This window comes from Adlercreutzia shanghongiae, from assembly GCF_035830635.1.
Lineage (GTDB): Bacteria > Actinomycetota > Coriobacteriia > Coriobacteriales > Eggerthellaceae > Adlercreutzia > Adlercreutzia shanghongiae.
The window spans coordinates 1-14,761 of sequence record NZ_JAYMFI010000003.1; the positions used below are offsets into that span (position 1 = coordinate 1).

7 protein-coding genes are annotated in these 14,761 nt (G+C 61.8%); 1 reads left to right on the top strand and 6 read right to left on the bottom strand.

Annotation, left to right across the window (positions count from 1 at the left end; all coding sequences use genetic code 11):
• Window positions 1-8,428, bottom strand: an 8,428-nt coding sequence (locus VJ923_RS02145; RefSeq protein WP_326438067.1) for a DNRLRE domain-containing protein, incomplete at its 3' end; no start/stop codon positions are given.
• 42 nt (window positions 8,429-8,470) lie between these two features.
• Here VJ923_RS02145 and VJ923_RS02150 point away from each other — a divergent pair.
• Entirely contained in the window at window positions 8,471-8,899 is a 429-nt protein-coding gene (locus VJ923_RS02150) for a hypothetical protein (RefSeq protein ID WP_326438069.1), read from the top strand.
• Window positions 8,900-9,331: 432 nt separating this feature from the next.
• Here VJ923_RS02150 and VJ923_RS02155 read toward each other — a convergent pair whose 3' ends face one another.
• The 5 genes from VJ923_RS02155 to VJ923_RS02175 all read right to left on the bottom strand — a co-directional run bounded on the left by VJ923_RS02155 (window position 9,332) and on the right by VJ923_RS02175 (window position 14,656).
• The gene (locus tag VJ923_RS02155) at window positions 9,332-9,652 is read right to left on the bottom strand and encodes a helix-turn-helix domain-containing protein (protein WP_326438071.1); all 321 of its coding nucleotides are present in this window, start codon (window positions 9,650-9,652) and stop codon (window positions 9,332-9,334) included.
• A gap of 13 nt (window positions 9,653-9,665) precedes the next feature.
• Window positions 9,666-10,196: a DUF2975 domain-containing protein gene (locus tag VJ923_RS02160; protein WP_326438073.1), complete on the bottom strand. Its 531-nt coding sequence runs from the start codon at window positions 10,194-10,196 to the stop codon at window positions 9,666-9,668.
• A gap of 164 nt (window positions 10,197-10,360) precedes the next feature.
• A complete protein-coding gene (locus VJ923_RS02165) occupies window positions 10,361-11,650 on the bottom strand; it encodes a radical SAM/SPASM domain-containing protein (RefSeq protein WP_326438075.1) in 1,290 nt (429 codons plus the stop codon).
• 288 nt (window positions 11,651-11,938) lie between these two features.
• Window positions 11,939-13,504 (bottom strand): trypsin-like peptidase domain-containing protein, encoded by a 1,566-nt coding sequence (locus VJ923_RS02170; protein WP_326438077.1) that lies wholly within the window; start codon window positions 13,502-13,504, stop codon window positions 11,939-11,941.
• A gap of 180 nt (window positions 13,505-13,684) precedes the next feature.
• On the bottom strand, window positions 13,685-14,656 hold the full coding sequence (locus tag VJ923_RS02175; protein WP_326438079.1) for a histidine phosphatase family protein: 972 nt from the start codon (window positions 14,654-14,656) through the stop codon (window positions 13,685-13,687).
• Between the last annotated feature and the right edge of the window lie 105 nt (window positions 14,657-14,761).

A 14,761-nucleotide genomic window follows, 5' to 3' on the forward strand; every position in this document is an offset into this window, starting at 1 on the left:
TGGATGCGAGCTTTCTTGTCCTTTCTGCGTTGGCGCCGCCGTATTTCACCCGCGAGTCGTGCCCCGTGGGGTCCGCGTACGCCACCGGGTTGCCGCCGGCGTAGGCGTAGCGGTTGAGGCTCGCGGGGTCGGCCGCGTCGCCCAGGTAGGAGTCGCGGCTGCCGAAGGCGCCCATGGAGGCGTCGTACCAGCGGGCGCGCAGGTACTGGAGCCCTCCCTCGGGCGAGGACTGCTCGGCGTTGTAGCCGTAGTGGGGCAGCTCGAAGCGGCCGCCGTAGCCGGGCAGCGACTCCGTGGCGCAGGTCTCGTCGCCCCAGGGCGAGTAGGAGTAGCTCGCCGCCACTGCGCCGCCCTCCCTCAGGACGGCGGACACGCTGCCCAGGCCGTCCTCCAGGTAGGAGTCCGACACCGCCAGCCCCTCGCTGCCGCCGGAGGTGGACAGGCGCGACAGGCCGTAGACGTCGGCCAACTCGCCCACGGCCGAGGACTCGCGCCACACCGGCTGGGCCACGTCATCGAGCACCGTGGAGTTCACGTACTCCACCAACTCCCAACGCTCCTGTACGTAGGGAGAGTAGGTGGGTATCGTCCCATAGCGCAAGCCAAAGAGCTGCAAAGTCGGAGGCTCCTCCTCAGGAGGCTTCGGCTGAACGAGAGGCGCCCTTAGCCCGACGGCCGAAGGCAAGGGGAGCCCGGGGCCAGAAAGCGCCAACACGCGGCGCTGCTCGTAGGAAGAAAGCCCCGTCGAAGCCAGCGCGCCAGCGTACTTGGGCATGGGAAAGCCCAAGGGCGCCGCCCCCACTGGAGAGGTCGGGTCGAGCAATCCATCAAGCCATGCGGCCAGCGCGCCAATGGGAGGGCAACCAACTGCCAGAGCCGAGCATGCCCCAAGAACGCCGCCGTACAGGGCCCATTTCAAGGGCGCGGCTGAAGGCTGGCCATTCGTCGATGCGAGCCGCCGGGAGCCCCAACCCGCCTTGGGCGCCTCAGCACGAACAGGCTTCATAACTCCCGATTCCAAGCGGCCCGTTAACTCGTCGGGCGTCCATCGGGGCGCAACGCGCGTGGGCGATGTCCAGACAGTCTCCTCAAGCTCTGGGGCCGCTGCGCTCAGCTCAACCTGCTTGCCCTCGAGCCACGAAAACGAGCGCTCTCCCTCGGCCATCTCGTTCGTTCGATACAAGCTCGCCTGGAATACCCGGTTGCCGTCCCCGTCATAGGTTGCCGCCATAAGAACGCGGCCACCTTGACGCACCGCCTCCAGGCGGTTCTCCACCGTATAGGCATACAGAACGGGATCTTCGCCAGCCGTGGTTTTCTGCACCAGGTTGCCCGCATCGTCGTACTCGTAGGTTGTGCGGCCATCTGGCCCCACCGATTCAACGAGTCGGTCATCGTCGTCGTAGACAAGCTCGGTGCGTGCCCGTTCGCCGGAGTCCCTGTCAACACGCTCAACCGCCGTTCGATTACCCGCGGCGTCCCACTCGTAGGTCTCGCAAAAATACGCGTCGCTGCTCCCGCTTGTCTCTTCCTCAAGGGCTACGAGCCTGCCATCGCCATCGTAGGCGTAGGTTCTCACCGTATGACTTTGCCCGCCGCCTGCGATTGCAGCCAGCGACTCTTCCGAGACGGGATTGCCCTCCCCGTCCCATTCGTAGGCGAACCACGAAATGGACGCGCCCTCGGCATCGAGGTTTTCCAAACGCAGCAGCTGCCCCTCGCCATCGTAGGCATACGTGGTGCTCGACCCATCGGGGCGCTCTAGGCTCACCGGGCGGTTTTCCTCGTCGTAAGCGTAGATGTAGTCGCCCTCCGGTGCGTTTACCTCGGTAAGGTTGCCCGCTTCGTCATAGCCGTATTCCACCTGTGAGCCGTTCGGGTAGGCGACCGTTGCCAGCTGACCGTATTCATCGTAGGTGTACTCGATGCGCCTGCCCGCGCCATCGGTCTCGGCCGTAACGCGCCCGAGCTCGTCTCGCTCAGTAGTGGCCTCGCCCGTATCGTCGGTGCGCTCTGTGACAAGGCCGTTGGCGTCGTAGGCATAGAGCACAGCGGCGGTTTCATCGGCGGCGTACCCCTTCTCCACCAAATTGCCCAGCTCGTCCCAGTCATAGCGAGTCTCGTTGCCGGCAGCATCGATGGAGGCGGTCACCTGCCCGGCGGGATCGCGCACAAGCTGCTCCAGCGCCCCCGAGGGCGACGTTACCGACACCAGGGCGCCCTCGGCATCGTAGGCGTACTCGGTCACCCGTCCCATGGCGTCGGTTATCTGGGCGAGATTGCCATCAACGTCCCAGCCGTAACGGGTCTCGGCCCCCGTGGGGCTTACCACCTTCGTAAGCTGGCTCGCGCCATCCCATTCGTAGGTCGTCTCGCCTCCATTGCGGTCGGTGGCGCCCACGACGCGGCCGAGGGCGTCGTAAGTCCACGAAGAGACGCGCTTGAGGGAATCGACGGCAGCCGTGAGGTTGCCTGCAAGGTCCCAGGTATAGGTCGTCTTCGCACCAGAAGGCGTTGTCAGCTCGACGAGGTTGCCGTCGGCATCCCACTGATAGCCCGTTTCATTGCCTCGCGCGTCGGTTTGCCCTACAAGGTTGCCCGCCGCATCCCATTGGTACACGAGACCCTCTTGGGCGGTGCCGCCCTGAGCGGCAAGGTTGCCCCGAGCATCCCACGACCAGCTGGCCGTGCGCCCAAGGCTGTCCTTCTGGGCGACAAGGCGATCGAGGGCGTCGTAGGCATATTCCGTGCGAAGACCCGCAGAATCGGTCTCGGCGACAAGATTGCCGAGAGCATCGTATTCCCAGGTGCTCGTGCGGCCAGCGACATCGGCCCGCGCGGTCATGCGGTGCAAGGCGTCGTAGGTGTATTCTGTCCGCGCCCCAAGGTTGTCGCGGTCAAGCACGGCATTGCCCGCCTCATCGTAGGCAATTTCGCGCTCATACCCCCGCGGTGTGGTTATGCCCGTAAGGCGGTCGAGCGCATCCCAGCGATAATCCCACCGTGCGCCGCTGGGAGATACGCGGGACACAACATTGCCGCGATTGTCGAACTCGTAGGCCGTCGTACGATCAAGTGGATCAGTTTCGGTAAGCATCTGTCCGAGCGGATCGTAGGTGTATCGCGTAACGCCATCAGCGAAATTGCGGTGGGCCACGAGGTTTCCCACCGCATCCCACTCCCAGGCCTCGGCATTGCCCAGAGGGTCGATGTGCGCCACAACGTTGCCCTCGCCGTCGTACGTCCATTCATCGCGAGCGCCCCGAGGGCTCGTAGCGGCAACGAGATTGCCGTTGGCATCCCACTCAAGCGCGGTTGCATTACCCAAGGCGTCGGCAGAGGAAACGAGGCGCCCCAGCGCATCGTAGACAAAAGAGGTAGCGTTACCCTCCTCATCGACCGCCTCGGTCAGGTTGCCCGCAGCGTCGTAGGACCAGCGCTGCACCTGTTCCAGAGCGTCAAGAGCCGCCGTCAGGTTACCTACTGCGTCATAGGTGTAGGAGGTGCTGGCACCATCGGCCTCGCGCGTTTCGCTCACGAGATTGCCCCGGGCGTCCCAGGCGTAGGACTGGGCGGCCCCAAGGGCGTCGGTTACGCGAATGGGATTGCCTGCAAGGTCGTACTCGTACGTTGTCGTCGCACCGTCGTAGTCGGTCTCAGAGACAACCTGACCCCAAGAGTCATAAGATATGGATGCCTTGCGACCCAGAGCGTCGGTAGCACCCGTTACCTTGCCTGCCGCATCGTACTCGAAGGTTTCAGTGCGGCCCGATGCGTCAGTCGTGGAAATGAGGTTGCCGCGGGCGTCGTAGGTGTTCTCCGTCACGCGACCCGCCACATCGGTAAGACGAACCAGGTTGCCCGCAAGGTCGTACTCGTAGGTCTCGTGAGCACCATCGGGCCTCGTTCGCGCCGTCATCCGTCCTACGGCATCGTATTCGTAGGTTGCAGCGTTGCCGAGCGCATCGGTCGCCTTAACGAGATTGCCCATCAGGTCGTAGGCAGCCGTGCGACGATTGCCGAGCGCATCGGTTACGACAACGGGGTTGCCCGCCGCGTCGTATTCGCAGCGCACCTCCTGGCCCAAGGCATCGGTCTGCTTCGTCACAGCACCGAACGCATCGTAGGCGTAGGTGGTCGTAGAACCGCGGGCGTCGGTTTGGCTCACAACGTTTCCGAGCTCATCGTAGACAGTGCCATTCGTGGCTCCCGAAGCGTCGGACTCACTGGTAATGCGACCCGCTTTATCGTACGTCCATGAAGCTACGACACCCTCTTCGCCGGCGAGCTCAATAAAATTGCCGGCCTTATCCCACCTGAAGAGGTAGCGGTGCCGCGCTGGATTGGTAGCCGATGCCATGTTGCCAGCCGCGTCGTAGGCAAACGTCCAAGCACGACCCGCCTGCTCTACACCCGTGGCACGGCCCGCTGCGCTGTAGGTGTAGCAGGTGGCAACGCCCAAGGCATCGGTATGCGACGACTGCAGACCGCCGGGCGCCCACGTCGTCTCCTCGCGGGCGCCATCGGGATGCGTGACGGCCGTCAACAAGCCGGACGCGCTGTACTCGTAAATCGTGGTGTTCCCCAAGGCGTCCTTATAGGCGAGCGGCACGCCGTAGGTGTCGTCGTACGTGGCGACTTCGACGCCTCCACCGGGGCTTTCCACGCGCACAACGTTGCCGCGCTCATCGAAGGCATAGCGAGTCGTATGGCCCAAGGCATCGGTTTTTGCAATGCGGCGGTCTCGCTTGTCGTAGACGTACTTCGCGACCGCACCGTTAGGGTCGGTTTGCGAGACGAGGTTTCCCGCCGCATCGTAGCCGTAGCGCGTGACGCCTCCCGCAGGGTCGGTCATTGCCGTGATGTTGTAGGCCCCGTCATAGCTAAAGGACGTCGTGTTCCCGGCGGCATCGCTCGTAGAGAGCAGAAAGCCCATGGCGTCAAGCCGATAGGTCGTGTAGCCCCCTTCGGCGTCCTGCTCGCCGACAAGACGTCCAGCCACATCGTAAACCCAGGTGCGGCACGCGCCATCGGGACCTGTCTCTGACACCTTGCGGCCCATGGCGTCGTAGGCAAAACGCGTGACGCCTGCTGCCGTGGAAACAGAGGTCAGATTTGCACCCGACCAGGTATAGCTCTCGCGAACGCCATCGGCGTCGGTGGCAGATGTGCGCCGGTTCAGGGAATCGTAGGTGTAGGTCGTCTTCCCCGTCGAGGGGCTCGCCTCGGAAATCACGTTGCCGCGGCCGTCGTAAGCCCATCGCGTCGTCGCGCCGTCGGGGTCGGTCTGGCTCGTCATGCGGCTTTTTGCATCCCATGTCATGCGCGTCACATGACCATCGGGGCTGGTAGCCGACGTCATGTTCCCCAGGGCGTCATAGGTGTACGTGCCGTCTTCGTCGGAAGCAAGCGTGTTGTTGGCACCGTAGGTTCGAACAGCCTTGCTGCCGTCGGGGTACTCAATAGCCGTGGTGCGTCCCCGACTGTCATAGCGATGCACGGTTGTACGGCCGGCGGCATCGGTGGCTCGCGTGAGCCCGCTGCCGTAGGCAAGCGTGCTCGCGCGGCCTGCCAAGTCAATCTGCTTCACCACTCGGCCTGCGCCGTCATAGGTGTTCGCCACAACCCGATGGCCGTTGGCATCGTACCAAGCGGTCATGCGGCCGGCGGAATCGTACTCGTAGCGAGTTTTTCGCCCCGCCGCGTCGGTAAAGCCCGTCAAATTCCCCGCGTTGTCATAGCTGTAGCCAAGCTTGCTTCCACCCGGCAGACCGATGGCCGTGATGAGCCCCTGGCTGTTGCAGGTTACGGAGAAGCGCGTACCCGACGGAGCCGTAATCGCGGTGATGCGGCCTGCGCTGTCTCGGCTTATCTTGGTCACCGCACCCGAATCGTCTGCCACTTCGGTCAGCCGCCCATAGCAATCAAATCGCCTCACCGCACCCTGGGAATCGGTTATTTCCCAGCGATAGCGCGTGGCGCTCCCGCTCTTGTAGGCAATTTTCTTCAGCGTCAGGTGTTCTTCCGCGTGAGCCTTAAAGCCGCCCTTTCCATCGGCGTCGAACCAAAAGGTCTTGCCATCGCCGGCGGAGTAAACAACGGCCCCGTTGGCCTGCAAGCCAAGGCTTTCCTCCCAGGCAAAACTCCAGTTGCGACCGAAAGCCGACTGGTAGCCCTCTCCCTGAGCGTTGTAGGTGCGACTGATTGAGAAGTCGCCGCGATAGTCGGGCACCGTGGCGTCAGCCGCCTCTAGAATGAAATTGCCCGTATTCAAGTTGATGGGCTCGAAGCCGTACTCGCAGTGCTTGCCACGCCCCATGAGCGCCGAGTCGATACGCTTCTTCTGCGTGTCGGTAAGCTGCTTGGGGTTGTAGGCTTTTGTGGTCTTGGGATTGCGTACGAAAATGGTGTTGCCACCCACAACGAGCGTGTCCTGTACGCGGTTGTCGCGGGCCAGCGTGTTCAACGTAACGCCGTAGTGCGCGGCAATGGAAGGAAGCGTGTCTTTGGCGGTGGCCCGATAGATAAGGAAGCTATCGGTTTCTACAAGCTTGCCGGAACTGCCATTTGCAGCCGCCCTTGCACGAATTTTGTAGCTCGTATTGTAGGCCAGCCCACTGAAAAGCTTGCTTTGCCAGTTCGAGAGCTTATCGCGGTATTTGGTGCCGTTCGGTGCCGATTTCTCCCACTCGGAACTATCGGGATACTTGTAGCTGCGGCTCGCATAGGCCACGCCTGCGTCGCTTTTGCCAACCAGCTCGTAGGCCACCATCGATCGCGGCTTCGCCACACCATCGGCGAACACGCCGTCGAACTGCAGCTTGCCCGAGAAGTCCGTCTCGGTAACGGTGCGCAAGTTGATAGTGGTTGCATTCAGCGACACCGATTCGCTCACTGGATCGGGAACCTCCCAGGTAATCTCAAGCGAAGGAGGGTTGTCGGAATAGCGGTGGTCGAACAGCTCGCACTGCATCCAGCGCTCGTCGGTGGCCTTCACGCAGAGGCCTTGCTGCTTCCAGATGCCCTGCACCCAATTGTTCACCGGTTCCCGCACATCCCAGGTGAGGTATCCCTTTGTCGAGCGAGCATTCTGAGACGTGATGAACTCATGGCCCATGGACTTCTGGCTGTTCCACGTTATCTCGTTGAAATCCCAGTTGCCTTTGTTGCGGTACAGCCCGAACACCGTGGCGCCCTTCGAGTAGCGCGTACGCTGGTGCAGCTTCAAATCGGCGCTCTTGATAAGCGCCTCGTCCATGATGTTTCCGAAGTCGTAGTTGATGTCCAGGTAGACGCGGGTCATGCCAAGACCCTCGCCGCCGCGGTAGTCGCCCGTGCCCGTTGCGTCGCCATCGTCGTAACCGGCGTATTGGTAGTTGTTCTCGCCAACCCAGATGTTCGGAGCCAGTTGCTCTACCGACGTCAGCCTCATAGCCGTCGTGGCTATATCGATGGTAGGGTCAATGCGAATCGGATAAGCGCGCTCGTCGGCAGTGAGCCATTCCCAATTTGCATTCAGCACCGCAACTGCCGTGCCGTCCTGCGCCTTTTCCAGACTGAGAGATAAGGAGTTATCGAGGGCCTCGGCCGCATCTATCGCAATCGGGGCGGCGATCGAAACAAGTTCTCGACCAGGCTCTGGCCCCTCCGCCCTTTCGCGAACAACCACGACGCCACCCTCAAGAGACACGGTGGCACTTTCGTCCACCTCAATGCGCGTCGCCAGTCGAAATGGCTCCACGGGGCGCGTCAGGACGATATCTTCTTTGATGAGCGATCCTACGAGGGTGTATTGATAATCAACCCCGGGGAACACGTCGGTGAAACGAATCGCGTTGCCCTCTGCCACCGAGCCATCGAACATGCCGTTTTCGGGCACAAGCCGAATGTCGTGCCCGTTCTTCGATATGAGGATACCCTCATCCTCCATAACGGCGGGGATGGCCACCTCACAATGGTTGGCCTTGGGCTGGTAGACCGTCGATGCGTCCACCGATTCGTCGGACACGGTGCCGTCCTCTTCGATGAGCAAGACCGCAACCTCTGGGCTGGAGGGCTCGGCACCCGAAGCCGCTTCGGCGGGAGAGGCCTCGACGCGAGACTCGTCACTCGCGGGTACTAAGGTGTTGTCGATGCACTGCGGGCTGCCGCTTTCGTCAACATAGGCGGTTGCCGCACCCCCTATGACCGTTTTGAAGGTTCGCTCGGAAAGCCGATAGACCGTAACGCCCTCGTCCGTTGATACAAGCTCGCCCTCGGGCTCGACTTCGTCGTAGTAATCAACGGGAGCATTCAGAATTTCATAGGGATCGGGGGCTTCCCCATCATGAGACGTCTCCGAAGCTGCAGCGTCTTGCGCTGCTGGAGACTCTTCCTCGTTTTCGGCACCGAGCGACTGCGAGTCACTCTCCTCGTCGCTCTCGTCCACTGACAGCCCGTCGGACTGCCCTTTGTCTACGCGAGAGCTCCCATGAGAGCGGTCGGCCGCATCAGCGGCATTTTCGCCTGGGTCTGCCCCTTCCGCTGCGCCCCCATCGTCGACAGCCGCATCGTCGGCTTCGTATTCAATGGGGGCCGCATCTCCGTTTCCGTGCAGCTCTTCTGCATAAGCCGCCAGGCCGTCGCCCAGCAAAGAGAAAGCCAGCAAAAGCGCTACGAAACAGCAGAGGGCATTCTTCGCCGCAGCGCGACTGGGAATGCGCGGGGTAGCGGCGCCATCGTGAGCATTTGCCGCTTCCTTTCGGAATTCCGGCAGCGGATGCGGCCTGTCGAGCGCATCGCGAAGGACAAACCCAACCGAAACAGCGACGCAAATCACGCCTGTGGCTATCACCCCCAAGCGCACAATATTTCTGATAGCGATGGTCCCCATGAAAGGCACGAGCCATTGCCACGCTAGCACGCCCTCAACCGCTCCCAGGACGGCCGCAATGAGGGCAGCGAGCAGCCAATGGACGAGAATACTCCTCGCAACTTTGCCAGCACTCATGCTCGTCTACCCCGTCTTCCCTTCGCCCTCTTTTTGCTAAGCATGCTCATCATCGTATTAATATCTTTTGACGTTATATAACTAGCTATGCTCGAAGGCAAGAGGGAATTATGAGGCAAGAGCTCACAAAAGGAAGATATCCCAGGTCAACGAGTTATATTTATTTATGATTGTCTTACTCTCACATTAATGAGAGGCCAATGACAGGGGTAGAGGGCGGAAAAGAGCGCATTTCGTCTTGCAACCTTGTTGCTAGCTACGACCAAAATGGCGCCGAACGCAAAAAGAGCGCCCGGCGATGCCGAGCGCTCCCTTGTTTTGTTTGATGTAGCGAAGGAGTGGCTAGTTGGCCACGTTCACCGGTGTGCGAGAGACAGCGCCGATGGGACGGCGGGCAGGCTCCTCGATGTCGCGATTGATGATGGCGTCCATCTCCATGGCCTCTTCGGTGCCCGGTTCGGGAGAAACATACTCGAACAGGTCGCCCGGCTGGCACTGAAGCACTTCGCAGATGCGCTCCATGGTGGAGAAGCGCACGGCCTTAATATGGCCGCGGCGCATACGGGAAATATTCACCGGAGAGATGTCGATGCGCTGGGAAAGCTCGTTGACGGACATCTTGCGGTCCGCCATCACTCGGTCAAGACGCGGAATAATGGGCATGGCAGTTCCTTACTTACACAGTGTCGTCGCTGAGCTGCTGAAGCAACGCAGCATACCGAAATATTGCCGAAAGCGAATACATAATAGCAGAGAACGCCAGCATGCCGACGTTTAGATTTAGAGTCGGCTCAGCGATTCCATTATTGAAGACTACCGCGAAACCAAGTTCTGGAACCGGATTGAACATGAATCCAAAAGAAATAATGAAATCCAAAGCCACATACGCTAGCGCAATAATAGCAATTTGCTGCAGTCGACCTGCTTGCTGAAATGAAAAGGGAGCACCGCCTTTGTCGATTTCGTCAAACAGCCGAAAAAGATTCCACAGAATCAAAGCAGTGAACAATCCGCCTACAAACGCATAAACCGCCTCATGCGACACAAAACCCTTACCACTCGCCTCCAATGCCGCAAGCACGATAATGGACACCCATAAGATAGCGTAGATAATTGTTGCTATCAGGAAGCAGCATCTAATTACCTTACAAGTCTTCTTCATTCTCTGTAGAGATTGTTCTATATCACGTTCGTTAAGATTGTTCATAAACCACTCTCTTCGATGGGGTAAGAAGACACTACCGCTTCTTACCCCACGACAGCATCTAGATGCCCATCTTCAAGCACATCGTACCAGTTGGGCCAATAAGATAGCAAATGCTCTGCGGCTCCACGTCGCTATAGAACAGCATAATCCACCTCCTTTCCTGGTTACTCGCGGGCTAGCATTGCCTCGAAAAGGAGTCGGTAGAACTCCTTCATGAGGGCACAATAGGGATCGCGCGCTTCAACGTCGCCAGTAGCGAAGTAGGCGCGGGCGCGGCAACCGCCACCGCAGAGGTAGCGGATCTCGCAATCAGCGCAGGCGGCCAGCTCGCTCACGCGGGGCGCGGGCGGGCGTCGAGCGGCTAGGCAGTCGGGGTCTTCCACCAGCGATCCAAGACAGAACGCCTCGTGGTGCATCATGTGGCAGGGAAACACCTCGCCATCGGCCGACACGCTCACCATGGCGCAACCGGCGCCGCAGCCGCAGGTAGTCGTCAAACTCGTACTCACCGGCGTGTCAGCCAGCACGGGCACGCCGTTGCGCCCCATAGCCAACGTCGCGCGGGCAAGACGCGCGAGAGCCGCATCGTCCGGAAGAACCGCCGCTAGCTCGTCGCTATCCACCGGCGCCGACAGCAAGCTGAGATTCATAGTGGCGCCCAAAGAATCAGCCAGGGCAATGTAATCGCCCAGAGCGTCGATATTGCCGTCATGGGCCGTCGGAATAATATGGGGCTGAATACCCGCCTCGCGAATCATTTCAACCGCGGCCACCAAACGATCGAACAGCGGCTCGCGGCGGATGACCGGCGCCGCCTCGGCATTGGGGCCATCAAAGGACACCGACACGCGCCCCACATAGGGCGCGATAGCCTCCAGCTTCTCCGGCGTGACCGCCGTGCCGTTAGCGAGCACATCCACCGAGCCGATGCCGGCCTCGCGCACGTACGCGACGATGTCGGCCAAGTCCGCGCGCAAGAAGGGCTCGCCGCCCGAGATGACCACGTGCTGGCACCCAGCCTCAGCGAGAGCGTCAATCACGCCGCGCAGCGCCTCCAAGCTCAAGTCCTCACGCGTGTTGCGGGCGTCCACCGCCGAGTAGCAGCCGACGCAGTTCAAGTTGCAATGGTGGGTCACATGCAGATAGGCCGATTGCAGCGGTGCAAGCGCAGACGTACCCGTCGAGGGCACCGGCCCCGCGCCCGTCGCAGCGTCTCCCGCCACACGGGGGTCCGCCACGTCCTCCCCTTCCACAACAAACCTGCCGCGGCGCAGGTGCACCGGCAGCTGCTCGTTCACCGCGGCCACCTCTTCCTCGGGCACATCCTCGGTGAACATGCGATGACACACCGCCGCGCCCTCCGACGTGAGGCCGATAGCGTAGCCAGTCGCGGTATTGCCAATCATGGGAATAGAAAAGGGAGCATGCTCCACAACGTCAGGTCCGAACCTCACCGCACGCTCCTCTACATACGTCGGGATAGTGCAATTAGTATGCGGCAGACGCAAACTGGCCTATGCTGAATTTGCCATGGTTTTTGCGTCACCTAGCAGACGACGCTATTTTTCCCATAGAGCACCAAGAAAAATTGCCTTTCAAGCACCCACCCGCGGAAACATCCATTCGCGAAAGCGCCCCTCTACGAAAAAGGGCCCCTCCGAAGAGGGGCCCTACGGCTCAAGCTATTTCGAACCTCGCTTCCCAGGCGCGCTTCCGCTTCCCTGGAGCCACCTGGCTCGCGCCTAGCGGCGACGACCGAAGAGGTCTTCCAGGCTGTAGCCGTCCATCGACTGCTCCTGGCTCTGCTGCTCCTGCTTGGCCTGCTGGCTGGCGGAGTCGTCGCCCAGGGTCACCTGCACGTCTTTCTCCTGCCCGCCGCTGTTCACCGTAAGGGTCACGGTGTCGCCGGGGTTCTTAGTGCGCACATCCAGCATGAGGTCGGAGGCGCTTTCCACCGTCTGACCGTCGAAGGCAGTGATGATGTCGCCGGGAACGATGCCCGCAGCGGCGGCGCCGGAATCGGGAGTGACGGCGGCCACGTAGGCGCCGGTATCAACGGCCAGGCCGTAGCGGGAAGCCGTCTGGGCGCTCACGGTGGACAGGCTCACGCCGAGCTGGGCATGGGTCGGAGTCTCGCCGGCGATGATTTGCTGGGCCAGATTGATGGCGTAATTCACCGGAATGGCAAAGCCGACGCCGGAGTAGTTGCCGGAATACGAGGTGATCAGCGTGTTGATGCCGATGAGCTTGCCCTCGTCGTTCACCAGCGCGCCGCCGGAGTTACCGGGGTTGATGGCCGCGTCAGTCTGAATCATGTTCGGGTAGATGGTGATCTCGCCCGTGCCGCCCGCCTGGGTCGACTCGGAAGCATCCATGATCTGGGAGCGACTCGTGGCGGACACGATGCCCGTGGCCACCGACTGCTCGAGGCCGAAGGGCGAGCCGAGCGACATGACCCACTCGCCGATGGTGAGGTTGTCGGAATCGCCCAGCTCCATCACCGTAAGCCCGCTGGCATCCTTGCACTTCAGCACAGCCACATCGGACGAGGGATCGGCGCCCACCAGCTCGGCCTCATAGGTTTCGCCGGACACCATCACGTCGAAGGCGCTGCCGCCCTCAACCACATGGTTGTTGGTGATGATGTAGCCGTCTTCGGTCAGCACGACGCCGGAGCCCTGGGAGTAGGCCTGCAAATTGCTGCCCTCGCCGCCCTGGCCGTAGCCATAGCCGAAGTACTGGCTCATAACGTCGTTGCCCGAAGCCTCGGCGTACACCGTGATGGCAGCCACCGAAGGCAGACACTTGGCGGAAACGGCCTCGGCCAGCGTCGGGTCATCCGAAGGGGAGATGACCGTCGTCTCGCCGGTGGTCGGATCGGTAATGACCTCGGCGGCACCGGAATTGCCGCCGCCGCTCATAGCGCCGGTTACGCCCCAAATGCCGAAGGCGAGCACACAGGCCACCAGCGCGCCGGCAAAGGCGATGAGAAAGGTCTTGCCGCCGCCTTTGGGCGCGGCATGCTGGGCATGCATGACAACAGGCTCGGCTTCATAGGTCTGGTGGGGGTTGTACGTGTGCTGGGCCGCGCCGGGCGCCTGCTGGGCCGTGTAACCGTAACCAGGCTGGGACTGGGCTCCGTAGGCCTGGCCGCCATAGGGCTGGGCGGAGGGCTGCCCCTGAGGTGCCGGGGCCGCCGGCTGCGTCGGCTGCAGCGGCGTGGGCTGGGGGCTTGTCGGCTGAGAGCCCAGAGGCTGGCCGTCTCCCTGACCGCCCAAGGGGGCGGGGGTGTTGTTCATATCGGTCATCGAAGTCTCCTTCAACAGAGGGGTTTCCCTTGTGCTGCGCCAAACCTTAGCACGCCCCTAGACGTTTCCACCGACATGGCAACCCTTCGTCACGCTTGCGTCACGGATATACACCAAACGGTGTACTTCCAAAGCCACCCCGGCGGTGCGCCTCGCGGCCCCAAGAGCACCGGGATATAGCTAGAACAGCTCCGAAGGCGCAACGCCAATGGGGCCGACGGCAATAACGCCGTCGTTCCACACTACCTCCGTGACCGAGCCGTTCTTGATTTTGGGCGAGTCGCCCACGCGGTCGCGCGCGTACAGGAACACCACCGAGCGGATGAGCAGCGCATGGCTCACCACGAGCACGTTGCCGCCGCCGCGCCGCTCCACCGAGCGGCCGCAGTCTTCCAGAAACGACCCAATGCGCCCAGCAATGGCCGCGAAGTTCTCGGCCCGCCGGGTGCTGTCGCGCTTTGCCAAGTAATCGGCGATCTCGTCAAGGCGACGATTTTGGTCCTGACGGGGAAGGTCATCGCCGAACAGATCGAACAGACGGTTGCGCATGCGCAGAGCAGGCTCGCCTTCCAAATCGCCGAAACACCATTCGCGCAGCCGCGTGTCGGTGCGCACGGGAAGCGGCGCGGCCAGACGGGGGCCGAACCGATGGGTGGCCAGCGCGTAGGCCGGGTAATCGACCCATTCCAGCTCGTCCATCGCCGGCTCCCAGCCCTCGGAAAGGGCAAGCCATCGCTCGTCAGCAGGCGGCGTCCTATCGCTATCAGCCACCAAGGAATGGGGCCTGAGACATCCCCGCGAGCGCAAAAACTCCTCGATGGCGAGCGTGCGATCTTCCTCATCGGCAATGCCCCAGCCGAACAGCTCGTCAAGGGCGTCGGCCTTCACCTGATCGCTGGGAATGGGCAGGCCGCTCTGCAGCCGCACGCGCTCGTTTTCGCGCGCCTCCAAAGCGATGGAGAGCGTGTCCTGGGCGCGGCCCGCATCGCTCACGCACGCGCCGACGAAGTTCACTTTTGCCAAACCCTGGCCCAACTTGTAGGCATCGTAAATGCCCGCGGAAGTAAGCGGCGCGTCGCACCAGCCCTGAACCAAGCTCCGCACGTTGAAGAGAGTTTCGCCATGGCGGGCGAAGTAGAACGTAACCGTCACGACAGACCCCCCTTTCAGACGCAGCGATTCCTACCGACGACGCGGTCGCGGAGGCGGAAGCTACCGGAGGGCTGTGCCATCGCGCGCACCACAATGGCGCGCTTT